Annotated in this window: 17 protein-coding genes; 8 read left to right on the top strand and 9 right to left on the bottom strand. The window is 65.2% G+C overall.

The window, feature by feature from the left end:
- A partial coding sequence (locus tag MOV74_RS13680; protein ID WP_246922608.1) for a helix-turn-helix domain-containing protein occupies positions 1–227 on the bottom strand: 227 nt, incomplete at its 3' end.
- 180 nt (positions 228–407) lie between these two features.
- Between MOV74_RS13680 and MOV74_RS13675 the strand changes: the two genes are divergently transcribed.
- Genes MOV74_RS13675 through MOV74_RS13660 form a run of 4 tightly spaced genes read left to right on the top strand, consistent with a single transcriptional unit; the run spans position 408 to position 3,867 of the window.
- Positions 408–1,163, top strand: a complete 756-nt coding sequence (locus MOV74_RS13675; RefSeq protein WP_246922605.1) for an ABC transporter substrate-binding protein — start codon at positions 408–410, stop codon at positions 1,161–1,163.
- 25 nt (positions 1,164–1,188) lie between these two features.
- Positions 1,189–1,842: an amino acid ABC transporter permease gene (locus tag MOV74_RS13670; RefSeq protein WP_246922602.1), complete on the top strand. Its 654-nt coding sequence runs from the start codon at positions 1,189–1,191 to the stop codon at positions 1,840–1,842.
- A complete protein-coding gene (locus MOV74_RS13665) occupies positions 1,839–2,570 on the top strand; it encodes an amino acid ABC transporter ATP-binding protein (RefSeq protein WP_246922599.1) in 732 nt (243 codons plus the stop codon). The genes MOV74_RS13670 and MOV74_RS13665 overlap by 4 nt, the downstream gene beginning before the upstream one ends.
- Positions 2,571–2,583: 13 nt before the next feature.
- Positions 2,584–3,867, top strand: coding sequence for an FAD-binding oxidoreductase (locus MOV74_RS13660; protein WP_246922596.1), 1,284 nt, complete (start codon positions 2,584–2,586; stop codon positions 3,865–3,867).
- Positions 3,868–3,921: 54 nt separating this feature from the next.
- Here MOV74_RS13660 and MOV74_RS13655 read toward each other — a convergent pair whose 3' ends face one another.
- Both MOV74_RS13655 and MOV74_RS13650 read right to left on the bottom strand, forming a co-directional pair.
- Entirely contained in the window at positions 3,922–4,146 is a 225-nt protein-coding gene (locus MOV74_RS13655) for a hypothetical protein (RefSeq protein WP_246922593.1), read from the bottom strand.
- 158 nt (positions 4,147–4,304) lie between these two features.
- Positions 4,305–5,894 (bottom strand): gamma-glutamyltransferase family protein, encoded by a 1,590-nt coding sequence (locus tag MOV74_RS13650; RefSeq protein ID WP_246922590.1) that lies wholly within the window; start codon positions 5,892–5,894, stop codon positions 4,305–4,307.
- 114 nt (positions 5,895–6,008) lie between these two features.
- Between MOV74_RS13650 and MOV74_RS13645 the strand changes: the two genes are divergently transcribed.
- The gene (locus MOV74_RS13645; protein WP_246922587.1) at positions 6,009–6,782 is read left to right on the top strand and encodes an enoyl-CoA hydratase-related protein; all 774 of its coding nucleotides are present in this window, start codon (positions 6,009–6,011) and stop codon (positions 6,780–6,782) included.
- Positions 6,783–6,864: 82 nt separating this feature from the next.
- Here the strand turns inward: MOV74_RS13645 and MOV74_RS13640 are convergent, their stop codons facing one another.
- Both MOV74_RS13640 and MOV74_RS13635 read right to left on the bottom strand, forming a co-directional pair.
- The gene (locus tag MOV74_RS13640; protein WP_246922585.1) at positions 6,865–7,041 is read right to left on the bottom strand and encodes a hypothetical protein; all 177 of its coding nucleotides are present in this window, start codon (positions 7,039–7,041) and stop codon (positions 6,865–6,867) included.
- 9 nt (positions 7,042–7,050) lie between these two features.
- On the bottom strand, positions 7,051–7,284 hold the full coding sequence (locus MOV74_RS13635) for a DUF6894 family protein (protein ID WP_094973683.1): 234 nt from the start codon (positions 7,282–7,284) through the stop codon (positions 7,051–7,053).
- Between the two features lie 170 nt (positions 7,285–7,454).
- Between MOV74_RS13635 and MOV74_RS13630 the strand changes: the two genes are divergently transcribed.
- The 3 genes from MOV74_RS13630 (at position 7,455) to MOV74_RS13620 (ending at position 11,819) form a co-directional block, all read left to right on the top strand.
- Complete coding sequence (locus MOV74_RS13630; RefSeq protein ID WP_249797507.1) at positions 7,455–9,611, top strand: PQQ-dependent sugar dehydrogenase; 2,157 nt, start codon at positions 7,455–7,457, stop codon at positions 9,609–9,611.
- Entirely contained in the window at positions 9,568–10,509 is a 942-nt protein-coding gene (locus tag MOV74_RS13625; RefSeq protein ID WP_246922578.1) for an SMP-30/gluconolactonase/LRE family protein, read from the top strand. Before MOV74_RS13630 ends, MOV74_RS13625 begins: the two co-directional genes overlap by 44 nt.
- A gap of 284 nt (positions 10,510–10,793) precedes the next feature.
- Positions 10,794–11,819: a histone deacetylase family protein gene (locus MOV74_RS13620; protein ID WP_246922575.1), complete on the top strand. Its 1,026-nt coding sequence runs from the start codon at positions 10,794–10,796 to the stop codon at positions 11,817–11,819.
- Positions 11,820–11,976: 157 nt separating this feature from the next.
- Here MOV74_RS13620 and MOV74_RS13615 read toward each other — a convergent pair whose 3' ends face one another.
- From MOV74_RS13615 to MOV74_RS13600, 4 genes are all read right to left on the bottom strand, one after another.
- Entirely contained in the window at positions 11,977–12,957 is a 981-nt protein-coding gene (locus MOV74_RS13615) for an LLM class flavin-dependent oxidoreductase (protein WP_246922571.1), read from the bottom strand.
- The gene (locus MOV74_RS13610; RefSeq protein ID WP_246922568.1) at positions 12,954–13,685 is read right to left on the bottom strand and encodes a 4'-phosphopantetheinyl transferase superfamily protein; all 732 of its coding nucleotides are present in this window, start codon (positions 13,683–13,685) and stop codon (positions 12,954–12,956) included. The genes MOV74_RS13615 and MOV74_RS13610 overlap by 4 nt, the downstream gene beginning before the upstream one ends.
- 236 nt (positions 13,686–13,921) lie before the next feature.
- Complete coding sequence (locus MOV74_RS13605) at positions 13,922–14,092, bottom strand: hypothetical protein (protein WP_246922565.1); 171 nt, start codon at positions 14,090–14,092, stop codon at positions 13,922–13,924.
- A 131-nt stretch (positions 14,093–14,223) separates the two neighbouring features.
- The coding region (locus MOV74_RS13600) for a condensation domain-containing protein (RefSeq protein WP_246922563.1) at positions 14,224–16,217 on the bottom strand (1,994 nt) is incomplete at its 5' end.

Here is a 16,217-nt window from a genome sequence, read left to right as displayed (position 1 = left end):
GTTGCCAGCACGCGCAACGACGGCGACGAGAGGCCGCGTTCGATCTGGCTGAGGAAGCCGATCGAAAGCTCCGTGCGCGCCGCGACCGTCTCCAGCGAGAATTGCCGGACGCGCCTGAGATCCCTGATGCGGCGGCCGACCGCGATGTCCATCGCGGGCTCCGCCGGTTCGGTGACGGCCTTGGGTTTCGCCCGCTTCGCCGGCTTTGCGGCGGCCGGTTTGCGCATTCTTTTGCCACCGCTCACGTCAAACCGCTTCCTTCATGTGCATGAAAACCGCTTGCGTCGCCCGCGAAAATGTGACCAAATTTTCATGTTGGTGAAAATAGGCCGAAACGGCTTGACCCGCAACGTCTGATCACGACATGCGCGCGCGCCGGCCACCGGCCAGGCCCAAAGGGGGATGCGATGAAGCGTTTTGGTCTGGCCGCGATCGCGGCGCTTGCGCTGGCCGTGGTGCCGGCTTCTGCTCAACAGGTGTTGAAGGTCGGCTCGACCCCGACGGGCATTCCCTTCACCTTCCTCGACACCAAGACCAACACCATCCAGGGCATCATGGTCGACCTCGTCACCGAGATCGGCAAGGACGCCGGCTTCAACGTTCAGATCGAGCCGATGCAGTTCTCAGCGCTGATCCCGTCGCTGACCTCGAGCAAGATCGACATCATCGCCGCTGCGATGTTCATCACGCCGCCGCGGAAAGAGGTCGTCGACTTCTCCGACCCGATCTACACCTACGGCGAAGGCTTGGTGGTGCCGAAGAGCGACACCAAGGCCTATGCCACGCAGGACGACCTGAAGGGCGAGACGGTCGGCGCCCAGGTCGGCACCGCCTTCGTCGATGCGCTGAAGAAGTCCGGCCTGTTCGCCGACGTCAAGGCCTACGACACCATTCCCGACATCCTGCGCGACGTGAACACCGGCCGTCTCAAGGCCGGCTACGCCGACTATCCGATCCTCGCCTACAATCTGAAGCAGGGCGGATTCCCCGAGGTGCGGCTCGTCGACGGCTACAAGCCCGTCACCGTCGGCTCGGTCGGCATCGGCGTGCGCAAGGGCGAGACCGCGCTGCTCGGCAAGATCAACGCCTCGCTCGCGAAGCTGAAGGCCAATGGCACGATCGACAAGATTCTCGATAAATGGGGCCTGAAGGCTCAGGGCTGATTCCGGTTGATCGAAGGCTGCCCGGATGAAAGGCTTCTGGCACGACGCCGCCGAGTTCTTCCCGATCCTGATGAGCGGCGTCGTGCTGACGATCGTCGTCACCATCGGCTCGCTGCTGCTCTCGACGGTGCTCGGCCTGATCTGGGCGATGATGCGGGTCTCCGGCATCAAGGCGCTGTCGATGCTCAGCGCCAGCCTGATCAATGTGATCCGTGGCATCCCGATCATCGTGCTGTTGTTCTACCTCTATTTCGTGATGCCCGATCTCGGCGTCACGCTGTCGGCCCTGCAGGCCGCGATCCTCGGGCTCGGCATCGCCTATTCGGCCTACCAGGCGGAAAATTTCCGCGCCGGGATCGAGGCGATTGACAAGGGGCAGATCGAGGCGGCGCAGTCGATCGGCATGGGCTGGTGGCTCACCATGCGCCGCGTGGTGCTGCCGCAGGCGGTGCGCATCGTGCTGCCTCCCTACGGCAACGTCATGATCATGATGCTGAAGGATTCGTCGCAGGCCTCCACAATCACGGTCGCCGAGCTTGCGCTGCAGGGCAAGCTGATCGCCTCCTCGACCTTCAAGAACACCAGCGTGTTCACGCTGGTGGCGCTGATGTACCTCACCATGAGCATTCCGCTGATCCTGCTGGTCCGTCACTTCGAAAAGCGGGCGGGCAAGAAATGATCGAGCTAACCGACGTTCACAAGAGCTTCGGCAAAGTCGAGGTGCTCAAGGGCATCACGGCGAAGGTTGAGAAGGGCGAGGTGGTCTGCATCGTCGGTCCCTCTGGCTCGGGCAAGTCCACCATCCTGCGCTGCATCAACGGGCTGGAGAGCTACGACCGCGGCGAGATCAGCGTCGAGGGTCTGAAGGTCGACCGCGATGCGCCGTCGATCGTGGCCATACGCACCCAGGTCTCGATGGTGTTCCAGCGCTTCAACCTGTTTCCGCATCGCACCGCGCTGGAGAACGTGATCGAGGGGCCGCTCTTCGTGAAGAGGGAGCCGCGCGCCCAGGCGCTGGAGCGCGGCCGCGCGCTGCTTGCGCAGGTCGGACTTGCCGAGAAGGCCGACGCGCACCCACCGCAGCTTTCCGGCGGCCAGCAGCAGCGCGTCGCGATCGCGCGGGCGCTGGCCATGCAGCCCAAGGCGATCCTGTTCGACGAGCCGACCTCGGCGCTCGATCCCGAACTGGTCGGCGACGTTCTCGGCGTGATGCGCAAGCTCGCCGATGACGGCATGACCATGGTCGTCGTCACCCACGAGATGGGCTTTGCCCGCGACGTCGCCGACCGCGTGCTGTTCATCGACGGCGGTGTCATCGTCGAGCAGGGGCCGGCCAAGGCGCTGCTCAACCAACCCCAGCATCCGCGCACGCAGGACTTCTTGCGCCGCGTGCTGCATCCGCTCTGACCGGTCTCCCCCCATGACTCGCCTGCCTCTGCCGCCATCGCTCTATGCCGACACCGCCGTCGCGCCGGTCGCCACGCCGCCACTCGACGTCGACAAATCCGTCTCCGTCGCGATCGTCGGTGGCGGCTACACCGGCTTGTCCACCGCGTTGCATCTGGCGGAGCAGAGCGTCGAGGCGCTGGTGCTGGAGGCGCAGGAGCCGGGCTGGGGCGCCTCGGGCAACAATGGCGGTCACACCAATCCCGGCTTGAAGCACGACCCCGATCAGATCGAGGCGGACTTCGGCGCCGAGCTCGGTCGCCGCATGATCGAATTCTCCTACGGCACCACGAACTTCACGCATGATCTGATCCGTCGCTACCAGATCCCGTGCGAGGCGCGGCAGAACGGAACGCTGCGCGCGGCCTATCACGCGGCCAGCGCCGCCGCGATCGAGAAGACGGCGCAGCAATGCATCCGCCGCGGCATGCCGGTGACATATCTGAACCGCGAGCAGCTGCGCGAGATGACCGGCACCGACCGCTATATCGGCGCGATGCTGGATACGCGCGGCGGCGATCTGCATCCCCTCAGCTATGCCCGCGGCCTCGCGCGCGCCGCGATCTCGGCCGGCGCCAAGGTTTTTGGCGAGACGCCGGCATTGTCACTGAGCCGCGAGGGCGCACGCTGGCGCATCGAGACACCGCGCGCAGTGGTTCATGCCGACAAGGTCCTGCTCGCCACCAACGGTTTCACCGATGATCTCTGGCCGGCGCTTCGCCGCACCATCGTGCCGGTGTTTTCCTCGATCGCCGCCACCGCGCCGCTCTCCGACGAGGTCGCCCGCTCGATCATGCCGACGCGTCCCGTGCTCTACGAGAGCGGCCACATCACGGTCTACTACCGCATCGACCAGCACAACCGTCTGTTGATGGGCGGCCGTGGCCCGATGCGCTGGATCAGCTCGCCGAACGACGTCGCCTATCTCATGCGCTATGCCGAGCGGCTATGGCCGCAGCTCAAGGGCGTCGCCTGGACCCATGGCTGGAATAGCCGGCTCGCGATCACCAAGGACCACTATCCGCATGTGCACGAGCCCGCCGAAAACATCCTGATCTCGCTGGGCTGCAACGGCCGCGGCGTCGCGCTTTCGACCGCGATGGGCGCGCAGCTCGCCCGCCGCCTGATTGGCGGCGCCAAGGCCGAGATCGACATGCCGGTTACCGGCATCAAGCCGATCCCGATGCACGCATTCTGGCCGGTCGGGGTGACGACCGCGGTGATCGCGGGCCGCGTGCGCGACCGGCTCGGCATTTGAAAAGGCGCCGCCCGGCTTCAGGCGACGCCTTGCATCATCGGCGGATATAGGGCGTCAGCAACGGCCTTGCTTCCACAGGCCGGGCGGGCACCCGTGACCGCGCCAGCCGACCTTGCGTCCGTGGTGCCATCCCGGCGGCGTGCCATGGTGATGATGGCCCATCGAATGGCCATGGCCATGACCGTGACCATGTCCATGCCCGCCTTTGGCCAGTGCAGGGCTGCTGAGTGTGAAGCCGGCCGCAATGATCAGCGACGCGGCGAGCGCAAGTTTCTTCATATGTCCTCCACTGGGGGCGAGCGCACTTGTCCGTTCAATCAATGAACGGCGCCAAGCTAAGTTCCCTGCGAATGTGGAGGAGTCGTGACGCTCGCGCAGATACGTAATCGCGCGAGCGCTCAACGCGCGCTGGCACAATCCTGCATCGATCGATGCGCTCAGCCTTCCGCGACGGCCTCGGCCCAGGGCTGAAAGATCTCGACCGCGCCGGAATTGGTGTCGCCCACGCGCATCACCACGCTGGGGCAGGCGAATTTCTGCGGCAACGTCTGCACCTGGGTCTCTTCATAGTCGAAGCGCGCGGCCAGCGTCTTGCGCACGTCCTCCGGCAGTCGGGCGTCTCCGATCACGACCGCACCTTCGCTGGCGTCTATGCGCGGCTGGTGGATGGCGGCATCGAGATCCATGCCGAAATCCATCGCGAAGGAGACGAGCTGCATCACGGAGGGCAGAATACGGCGTCCGCCGGAGGCGCCGACGGCGAGGCGCTTGCCATCCTTCGTCTCGGCGATGACGGGCGTGTAGTTGCAAAGACAGCGCTTGCCGGGGGCGAGCGAGTTGGTCGTGCCGGGCGTCGGATCGAACCACATGATGCCGTTGTTCATGGTGATACCGGTGTGCGGTGTCACATATCTCGAGCCGAAGGACGACAGAAGCGTCTGCGTCACCGCCGCGATGTTGCCGTGACGATCGACCACCGAGAAATGCGTGGTGCAGGCCGGCGCCAGATATTCGGCGCCAAGCGAGCGCTTGCCGTCGGCATCGCCCATGTCCTTGAGCCGCTCGCGGAAGGCTGCTTGCAAGGCGAGTGCATATTCGACATAGGCGGTCGCGTCCGGCGCGCTTGCCGGCTTCAGGCTCTGCTGCAACAGGCGCAGCGCATGCGCCATCGTCGGCCCCGCGGTGAGCTCCGGTGTCGCGAACACCTTGCCCTCGCGATAGGGGATCGCCAGCGGCTCGCGCAGATGAGCGCGGAATGCGGCGAGATCCTCCACCGACAGCGATCCGCCATCGGCCTTGATGTCGGAGGCGATGCTCCTGGCGAGATCGCCCTGGTAGAAATCGCGCGGGCCGGCCTCGGCGAGATGCGACAGCGTCGCTTTCAGCGAGTCCTGCGGCAGCCGCGTTTCGGCCTTGATGCCCCATGGCGCGCTCGGCGGCAGGCCGTCTTTCAAATATGCGGCCGCGCTCGCGGGATAGCGTCTGAGATCGGCGGCCGAGCCCGAGATCGTACCCGTGGTCCACCAATCGACCAGCAGGCCTTCGCCGGCGAGCCTGGCTGCCGGTGCGACCAGATCCTTCCACGGCATCTTTGCGTAGCGGCGATGCGCCTCTTCCATTCCGGCAACGACGCCGGGGACGGCAATCGAGCCGGGGCCATGGATGTTGCGATCATCCTTGACCCGCGGCCAGGGGAAGAGATCGGAAGCAGCGCCTTCGCCGCTGAGCGGATAGTCGGCAGCACGCAGGCTCTGCGGCGCGCACATACCGTAATCGATCACCTCGGTGCGATTTTCCTTGGCACGGTAGAGCACCATCGCACCGCCGCCGCCGATGCCGCTGTTCCAGGGCTCCAGCACGTTCAGCGCCATGGTGGTTGCCACGATCGCGTCCACGCAGTCGCCGCCCGCCGCCAACACCTGCGCTCCCACTTCGGCCGCCCGCCGCGATTGCGAGGCGACGATGCCGCCCTTGGACGTGACGGCGGGCTTGCGGATGGTTTGGTTGAGGCTGAACTGATGAGGCATGATGTCGCTTGATGTTCTGTGCTGGCTTCGTTGCGCTGACTTGCTCCGCGATTGGCGGAGCGCGCGGACAATGGCACATTGCCGACAACGAGAACATCGAAAGGGAGGCGCGACATGGCTGGTGTGAAACAGGCGCGGGAGGGCGCGGTCGGGATCCTGACGCTCGACGAGCCGGCAAGCCTGAACGCGATGACGCCGGACCTGCTCGGCGCGCTCGCGGACGCCATCGGCGAGATGACCGAGGACGAGGGGATTCGAGCCTTGATCCTCACCGGCGCCGGGCGCGGTTTTTGCTCAGGGCAGAATTTGAAGGCGTCGGAGGCGCTCGGCGAAGACATCGCGGCCGGTGTCATGCGCTTCTACTGGCCGACCTTCAAGGCGTTGCGTGAATGCCGGGTACCTGTTGTCGTGGCAGTCAATGGCGTCGCCGCCGGCGGCGGCTTCAGCCTGGCGATGGCCGGCGACATGATCGTCGCGGCCCGGTCGGCGAGCTTCATCCAGGTGTTCAGCCGCATCGCTCTGGTGCCGGATCTCGGCTCGACCTGGCTGCTGCCGCGGCTGATCGGCCGGCAGCGCGCGCTCGAGCTGATGCTGCTGAACGAGCCGCTGACGGCCGAGCGCGCCGAGGACATCGGCCTGGTGCGGCAGGTCGTCGACGATGCGAAGCTGATGTTTGAGGCGTTGACGCTGGCGCGCCGTCTCGCCGAGGGCCCGACGCGCGCTTTGGTGGCAACGCGCCTGCTGATAGAGGAGAGCGAGCATGCGACCTACGAGGCGCAATTCCGCCGCGAGATCGAGCTCCAGGCCGTGGTCCGCAAGACCGCGGATGCGATCGAAGGCCGCAACGCCTTCGTTGAGAAGCGCAAGGCGAAGTTTGCGGGACGGTGAAGGGCGGCGCCGTCTCCAAACGCATCATGGCCGGGACAAGCCCGGCCATGACGACGGATAGCAGAGATCCGAGGCGCTGCGCTCAGAGCGCGCGGTTCAGCCGGCTGGCCTGATATTTGGCGCGCCATTTTGGGCCAGGCCCGCGCATATAGTGAAGCTCGGGCCGGTAGGGGTCGCCTGCGACCCTGACCAGGGTCTGCCATTTGGCGGCGACGAAGTTCAGGGGCTGGCGGAAAAGGCTCAGTGAAGCGATCAGCATGGCATCACCTCAATGCGGCTTGCCGAGCATGGCGGTGAAGGGGAGATCGAAAATCTCTTCGCCGTCGTCGTCGCTGACATGGATCACCCAGTCGCGCCAGTCTTCGTTGCTCGGCGTCAGGATCATCGACCGCATGATCTGAGAGGCACGGTCGCGCGCCTCGGTGAGATTGGACACGGCGGCGCCGTAGCGGTCGATCAGGGTGCCCTCGGTGTTGGAGCAGTGAAAATAGACCTGGACCATATCCGCCTCCTGGTGGGAGCAACTGGGATGGCAAACCGATACCACCCGGAGCCTTCGCGAAACATTCGGGTCGAACCCGGTAAGGGAATTTACGGATATTGGTCGGCCCCAAGGTCGTTACAGGTTTAATCACAGGCGGGTGATGTTGAGCTGGACGGCGTTGTCCCGGCATGGAACATCTTTTCGCGGGAAGTCCGGGGGCCGCCGTGAGCTATTTCACATCTGAGCGCGAACGCCGAAGGCCGCGCGCATGTGCGGGGGCCTTGGCGTGGGTCCTGGCGTGGGTCCTGGCGTCGGTCTTGGCGTGGGTTTTGCCGGTCCTGCTTGGGCTCATCTCGGTGGCGTCATCGGAGCCGCTCCGCCGCAGCGGCTATGCGATCGGCGCGGAGACCTGCGGCAACGGTGATCTCGCTTTTCCCAAGATCCAGATCGACATGAAGGCTGGATTTTGCGTCGGGCTCGTCGCCAGCGAAGCGGACGGCCTCAAGTTTCCACGCGCGATCGTCCAGGTGCCGGGCCGCGACCTGTTCGTGGTGGCCGACATGGGCGGCTGGGGCCACACCGACGGACGGCTGCTGCTGCTCGATCCGCGGGCGCCCCAGGGCGGGCGGTTCAAGGAGCTTCTCGCGGGAATCGAATATCCGTTCGGCCTTGCGGTCGGTCCGGACGGAAGGCTCTACGCCTCGACCGCCGAGACGATCTTCCGCTTCGATCCGCTCGCCGACAATCCGCGCGGCACCGTCGAGACCATCATCCGTCACATGCCCGGGCGCCGGATCGCGCTGCCCGACGGCTCCCGGATCGAGGAGAGCGCGCATCCGCTCAAGCAGTTCGTCTTCGACAGGAACGGGCAGCTATTCGTCAATGTCGGCTCGCACAGCGACGACTGCATCACGCCGGCGCCGATCACGAAGCCCTGCGCGGCGGCCGAGGGCGCTTCCGCCATGGCATCGATCTGGCTGTTCGCGCCGCCTGCGAGCGGCGTCTTTCCGGCGCTGAAGCCCGGCGATGCCGATCCGCCGCACACCGTCTATGCGCGCGGCTTGCGCAACTCGATGGCGCTGGCGCTGCATCCGAATTTTCCCGATGCCGGCTACGCTTTCCTGCAGGCCGAGAACAGCCGCGACCTGCCTGATATTTTCAAGCCGAACGAGGAGATCAACGCGATCGAGCAGGGCAGGCATTACGGCTGGCCCTATTGCTACGATTTGTCGACGCCGAGCCCCGAATTCAGGAGCGTGCTGCAATCCGGTGCCTACAAATCGTTTTGCACGGCAGGCGCGCTCTACAAGCCGCCGCTCTCGCTGCTGCCGCCGCACGGTGCGCCGCTTGGGATGCTCTATTATCACGGTGGCAAATTCCCGGAGCTGGAGGGCAAGCTGCTGGTCGGCCTGCACGGCTATCGTCCGACCGGAAGCCGCCTGCTGGTCTACGACGTCGATGACCACGGCTTCCCCAGGCCTGTCACGGCGCCGGTGCGCTACCACGTCAGCTGCGCGGCTGAGCCGACGCGCAGCTTTCAGACCGACGCCGGCGAGGTGGCTGCCGCGCCGTTCGATGAGCTGATCGCGGGCTGGCACCGCGTCAACGGCGCCCGGCCTCAAGGCGCGCCGGTCGGCATGGCGGTCGCGGAGGACGGCGCCATTTGGCTGGTCGAGGACAAGAACCAGACCGTGATCCGCATCGATCGCGCCACGGGTGATCCGCAACCGTCCCTGCCCTGCGACATGCGCAGCCAGGCGATGATCGACCAGCTCGTGGCCTTCGTTGCGAGGGATGCGCAGAACAGCGTCCGGCTGACCACGCTACGCAAAGGCCTCGTCGAGAAGCATTGCGCCGGCTGCCATTCCGATTTCGGCTTGAAGGAAGGCCAGTCGGAGACTGAAAAGGACGTGGCAGCGCTCCGCTTCATGCTGGCCCAGGACGGCTGGATCTATCCGGGCGATCCCTATGCCGGCAAGCTGCGCGCGCGCCTGCGCGGCATTGGCGCGGAGAAACTGATGCCGCCAGGCGGCGAGAGCCTGCCGAAGACCGAGCCCGGCTACACGCGCCTGCTCGACACAATGGACTTGCTCGTTGCGAACATGGTTCCGGGCACACGGATGCGGATCAAGCCCGGCCCGCCGCAGCGCAAGTTCTTTGGCAAAACGAACAAGGAATGCGGCGAAATACCGGCTGCGAAGGTCGTTGTCGTGACACAAAGGAGCGCTGTAGACAAACCCGGCTTCAGCCGATTCTTCCGCCCGGCCGACCCCTACCTGAATGGCGAGTGCAGCGACGGCGATGGCTATTACATCCGGCAGGAATTTCTGGTGCCTGTGCAGTAGCGTCCTCCTCGTCGTTGCGACGGCGTCCGCCCAGGCGGAAACGAAGCTGTTCGAAAGCGTGCAGGTGACGCCCGCCGGCGAATATACCTTCGGCATCGAGGGCCCGGCTTCTGACCTCGATGGCAATCTGTTCGTGGTCAATCTCGGCAAGCCCGGCACCATCGGCAGGCTGCCTGCGGGCGGTGCGGCGTCGGAGCCATTCATGGCGCTGCCCGAGGGCAGTGTCGGCAATGCCATCCGCTTCGATGGCAGCGGCACCATGTTCATCGCCGACTACAAGAAGCACAACATCTTCGCGATTCCTAAGGGGGCGACCGAGCCGGGCATCTGGTTTCACTCCGACGAGATGAACCAGCCCAACGACATCACGATCGCCCGCGACGGCACGATCTATGCGAGCGATCCGAACTGGAAGGGCAGGGAAGGCCACGTCTGGCGGATTGCGAAAGCCGCCGACGGCACGGTGCAGGGACAAGTGATGTCGGCGCCGCGCGCGATGGGCACCACCAACGGTATCGATCTCAGCCCCGACGGCAAGACGCTCTATGTCGGGGAATCCAGCAGCGGCCAGATCTGGTCCTATGCGATCAACGGCAATGAGCTGACGGCTGCAAAGCTGGTCAAGGCATTTCAGCCCGACACCGTCGACGGACTGCGCACCGATATTGCCGGCCGTCTCTATGTCGCGCGTATTCTCAAGGGGACAGTTGCGCTGATGAAGCCCAATGGCGCGGTCGAGCGGGAGATCGCGCTGAAGGGAAAGGAGCCGACCAACCTCGCCTTCGGCGGCAGCGATGGCAAGACCGTCTTCGTCACCCAGCGTCAGGGCGGCTTCATCGAATCCTTCCGCACCGATCAGCAGGGCCGCGAGCACTGTCTCCAGCGCGGGCGCTGCTGAGCAATGGCTTTAGGTTGAAACGGTTGCCGCTGGTGGTTCACCTCTCCCGCTTGCGGGAGAGGTCGCGCCGAAGGCGCGGGTGAGGACTCTCTCCTCTTGGGGATTGTCCCATTGCGGAAACACCCTCTCCCCAACCCTCTCCCGCAAGCGGGAGAGGGAGTGCACCTCGCTCGTTGCAGCGACCAAGCCTCACGCGACAGGCGCGGCATTCTTCTTGCTTGCATCCTGCCGCCGCAGCGATCAAGACTCTGTGGCACCGTCGAAGCGACCTACGGAGTGTTTGAGTGAAAGCCGTCCATACCGAACTGCACCGCAGCCACGATCCGCAATTCTTCCTGGTCCGCGGCGTCGTCAAGCGCACCACCGAGCAGCCCGAGCGCGCCGACCGCCTGCTCAAGGGATTGAAGGACGGCAGGCACCAGCTGGTCGAGCCGACCACGTTCGGGCAAGGGCCGCGCGCACGGATTCACAGTCCGGAATATCTGTCGTTCCTGAGCGAAGCCTGGGAAGCCTGGACCGCGCTCGGCGATTCCGGCCCGGAGATGATCGGCAACATCCATCCCGTGCGTCATGCTGCCACCTATCCAACCCACATCGTCGGCAAGCTCGGCTGGCACACCGCCGACACCGCGGCACCGATCGGTCCGGGCACCTGGGCTGCAGCCTGTGCCGCGACGGACGTCGCAGTCACCGCCGCGCAGATGGTGATGGACGGCGAGGATGCGACCTATGCGCTCTGCCGTCCGCCCGGTCATCACGCCTATCGCGACATGGCCGGCGGCTTCTGCTTCCTCAACAACAGCGCGATTGCCGCCGCGCATCTGCGGCAGAAGCACGAGCGCGTCGTGATCCTCGACGTCGATGTCCATCACGGCAACGGTACGCAAGGCATTTTCTACGCCCGGCCGGACGTCTACACGATATCGATCCATGCCGATCCGATCGCTTATTATCCATACGTGTGGGGCTATGCCCATGAGCGCGGCGAAGGACCCGGCCTCGGCACCAATCTCAACATCCCCCTGGCGATCGGCACCGGCGACGATGGCTACATCCAGTCCCTGGACGTCGCGCGCAAGGCGATCGAGTCCTTTGCCCCCGGCGCCCTCGTCATCGCGCTCGGCCTCGATGCCTCCGAGCACGATCCGCTCAAGGGATTGGCCGTTACCACGCCGGGCTTCCGCCGTATCGGCCAGGCCATCGCCAGGATGGGCCTGCCGACCGTGTTCGTGCAGGAGGGCGGCTATCTCTCGGATATTCTGGGCGCGAACCTGACCTCGGTGCTGGCGGGATTCGAAGACGCGCGGTGATTTTCGCTGAATTGACCGTGCTGCATCCACATCGTCATTGCGAGGAGCTCGCGACAAAATTGCGTAGCAATTTTGCGCTGATGCGACGAAGCAATCGAGACTAATGCCGGTGAAAGATTCTGGATTGCTTCGCTTCGCTCGCAATGACGGAGAATAGTCAGAACATCCCGCTCGCCGCGAGCGCCTTGCAGACGTGCCGCATCTCGGACTCGTCAGCGACCATGTCGAGCATGATCGTGGTCAGGCCTTTCGCCGCGAACGCCTTCAGCTTCGCGCCGATCTCCTCGTAGCTGCCGACGAGATAGGGGCAATCGGCCTGGAAGGTCAGGAACGGCAGCAGCCAGTAGCCATTGTCCCGGAGCTCGCCGCTCTGGCCGGCATAGAGGTGCCGCTTCCATACCGAGTCGGTGTTCTCCATGGTGAGCACGAGCAGCTCGCGATCATCGGGGTTGTCGCGAAAGCGTAGCTTCGCGGCCTGCCGCGCCTCCTCGCGTCCCTCGCGCGCGAAGATGCCGAAATTCATGCCGGGCGAGTGGAGGCCGTGATCGAGATCGGGCGGCAACATCTGCATCTTGATGCAGCCCGTCTCTTTCGCCACCCGCTGGGCCGCCTCGGACTGGCCTGCGATCAGGAATTCCGGCATCAGCTCTGGCGGCAGGCGCGGGCGAAGTTGCAGATGGTGCGCGCGGTAGAAACGCCCCTCGAAACTCACCGGCCGCGGGCTCGCCAGCAACTGGCGCATCAGCTCCACGAATTCGCCGAGCCTGATATAGCGGTCGGCATGGGACTGGTCGTCGCCGAGGCCCTGTAAGTCGCTGACCGCCGTCCCCGTGATCATGTTGAGATAGACCTTACGGCCGTGGAGCTGCGCAAAGGACGAGACGAATTTCGCCGCCGTGAACGGGTGCATGTAGACCGGGTTGACGGCGATCAGCGGCGAAGATCGCCTCGTCGCAGCCATGATGTGCTGGGCCATCGCCCAGGGCTCGACGAACACGTCATTGCCTTCGAACAGCAGGATGCCTTCGAAGGCGTTGCTGTCGGCGAATTGCGCCACCCGCATCAGCTCGCCGATATATTTCCCGGGGTCGCGGTTGCGCGAAATCGCTGGAAAGACGCGCAGCCGCGGCGGCGTCATTCAGCCGCTTCCTGGAGTGGCCAGGCATTGCAGCTGATGGGAAGGCCACCGTTGGCGCGGGAGCCGTCGGCGATCGCGAGGCGATGCGAGGGCGATGGCGAGCACAGCGAGAAGCGCCAGCCATCGGGATCGTCGGCGATATCCGGCTTGAAGCTGATCTCGATGGCCTCGCGTGACACCTGCATCGCGAAGGCGTCGAGCGGCAAATTGAGCCCAAAGCCCCTGGCCTTCAGATAGGCCTCCTTGAGCGTCCAGTAGTCGAAGAAGCGCTCGATCGCGGCCGGCGCCGGCAGTCCGCGCAGCGTTTCGACCTCCTCCGGCGCAAAGAAGCGAAGCGCGGTGGACAGCGGCGCCACCCGCTGCGACACGGTTTCGACATCGACGCCGACGGTCTCATGCTTCGACACGACGCAGGCGACGCAGCCGTCGGCGTGAGACAGGCTGAAATGCAGCGCGGTCGAGGTCGCGGGGGCTGCGACAAACGGCCGCCCGTAGCGGCCGGCGCCAAAGGACCAATCGGCCGGCGCGACGTTGGGGGCGACTTTCGACAGCGCCAGGCGCAGCATGGCGTGCGCGAAAATATACTGCCGCCGATGCCGCTCGAACATGAAGCGATCGGCACGGACCCGTTCGTCGACCGAGAGCAGCCGCCGGCACGTCTCGACCGCGCCCGGCACGTCAATGGACTCGATCAGTCCGACAAAGAGTTCAATTCTGTCGTTCGCCATCAATTGGGCCTATTGCGTCAGGCCGAGGGAAAATCCCCGGTCCCGACGGAAGAAACAACTGAGCAAGAATCATCCAAGCAGATCGCTTCTAGCGATCCACCCGGGCGATTTCTTGTCGATTTGCAGGCCGGTTTACCGGCGCAAGCTTGTGCGAGACCCCGGCTCGACACGCGAGCGACCCATGTCCGTAAAGTGAAGCCTGAAGATTGGTACGGCGTCCCGGCCGACGAATCTTACTACTTCTTCTTCTTCTTGGCTTTCTTCGCGCCGCCCAGCACCGAAAGGCTGGCATCGACGTCCTTCAGCGCGGACTGGAGCTTCTTCTTCTCGGCACCCAGCAGCTTCAGGAGGGCCTTGCGGTCCTTGTCGCTCAACGAGGTACCCTTGGTAAATTTGATGAAACCCATAACACTCCCCCGGTTGAAAATAATCGTCCAAATCAAAACGCAGGAATAATCTTGCGCGGTGGCGCCAAATAAGCAAGATGCAACTTGCTCATTCACAGCTTTGGCGAGTGAACCCGTGTTGGCACGGCATGTCACGCCGCCTTGCGAGCGAGCAGTCGGCCGAGCGGCAAGTTGGGTTGGGCGACGGCAGCCACCAATAGCGCGACGAGATCCTTCATCCACGCGCCGACCATAGGGCCGTCCAGCAGCTCGCGCTTGTAATTGCATGAGCCGGTGATGCCGGTCGGACGCTCCTTCAGCATCAGCGACAGCCAGGTCTGGTCGATCGGCAGCACCGGCTGGCCTTCGCGCGCGATGTTGCCGATCGATTCCGTCGCAAGATCCGGCAGATCGAGCGGCCGGCGCAGCGGATTTTGCAGCGTGAAATAGACCTGGAGCACCGAGGCCGGATCAATCCCTTCCCGCTCCAGATGGTCGGCCAGGAGGTTGAACGGCAGCTCTTGCCGCGCATGGGCGTCGAGCACACTTTGGCGGACCTCGGCCAACGCTTGCGCGAACGACAGCTCGGACGTGATCGTCGTGCGGACGATCACCGTGTTCTCGAACGGGCCGACGATGCGGTCGGTGTCGGGCTGAGCGCGATTCGCCATCGCGGTGGCGACCATGATGTCGGAGCGGCCCGTCCGGGCCAGCAGCAGGGCCTTCAGGCCGGTGAGCAGGCACATGAAGAGCGTGCTGTTGTGCTGGCCGGCGAACGTCTTGAGCCGCCCGATCAGCTCACGCTCGAGACTGACCGGATGGTGCCCGCTGGACGCGCCCGGGGTTGACTGGCCGTCGAAGACGGGGGCCGCGCCGCGTAAATTTTCGGTCCAGTCGGCAGCCTGGCGGCGGGCGGCGTCGGTGCCGCACCACCCGCGCTGCCAGCGTGCGACGTCCGAAAAGGCGGGCGGCGGCTTCGGTAGCGGCACCGACGGATATCCGGCCAGCGCCGCATAGCGGCTCGACACTTCCTCGAACAGCACCCCGATCGACCAGCCGTCGACAACGGCGTGATGCAGCGTCAGCAGCAGGACATGATCGTCGTCGTGGAGCCGCAACAGCCGGGCGCGCAGCAGCGGTCCGCGCGTGGGATCGATCGGGACATAGGCCTCGTGCTGGATCAGGAGATCGATCTTCCTGAGCTCCAGGGCTTTGCGCCGCTTGTTGTTGTGGGGGTGACCGTCGCCGATCGTCTCGATGGTCAGGACCCGGCCGAGGGTGCCGGGTGCGGCGACGTGACGGACCGGCTCCTCGCCGTTCCAGCCGAACGCGGTCCGCAGCGATTCGTGCCGGCCCACGACATCATCGATCGCCCGCGCCAGTGCGCTCGCATCGAGCGGGCCCTGGAGACGGAAGGCGAAGGGCAGGTTGAACAGTGGCAACCCCGGGAGGTTCTGCTCGATCCGCAGCATCTGGTCCTGCGCAATCGAGAGCGTGGGCCAGCCGCTGTCGGTCGGCCTCGCATCGGCCAGGCCCAACACGCTTGTGGCAGGCTTGCGCGGCGTCGCCGCCATGGCTTGGTCGACCCGCCGGGCAAGACTTTCGATCGTCGGTGCCTCGAAGATGGTCTTGATCGGCAGCGACACGCCGAGCGCGCGGGCGACGCGCGCCATGGCCTGGCCTGCCAGCAGCGAATGGCCGCCGAGGTCGAAGAAATTGTCGGTGACGCCGAGGCTTTCCACCTTGAGCAGGTCGATCCAGATGTCGGAGAGCACCTTTTCGGTGAAGCGCCGCGCCGGCACGGCTGCATCCGGTCCGGGTGCTTCCTGCTGCGCCGGCGCCAGCAGCGCGGACCGATCGATCTTGCCGTGGGCATTGAGCGGCACGTGATCCAGGAACAGGAATGCGGACGGAATGGCGTGGCCAGGCAGCCGGCTCTTCAGGAATTCGCGCAGCTCGCTGGCGCTGCTCCGGCTGTCGGGCCTTGCGGCGATATGGGCGATCAGCCTGACGTCGCCGCTCGCCTCGCGGCGCGGCTCGACGATGCCGGCCCGCACGCTGGGATGATCGGCAAGCGCGTTCTCGATCTCCTTGAGCTCGATACGGTAGCCGCGGACCTTGACCTGATGGTCGGCGCGGCCGAGGC

It is taken from the genome of Bradyrhizobium sp. SHOUNA76, from assembly GCF_023006445.1.
Classification (GTDB): domain Bacteria; phylum Pseudomonadota; class Alphaproteobacteria; order Rhizobiales; family Xanthobacteraceae; genus Bradyrhizobium.
The sequence above is the reverse complement of the archived record's forward strand: the minus strand, read 5'-3'. Positions and strand labels throughout refer to the sequence as shown.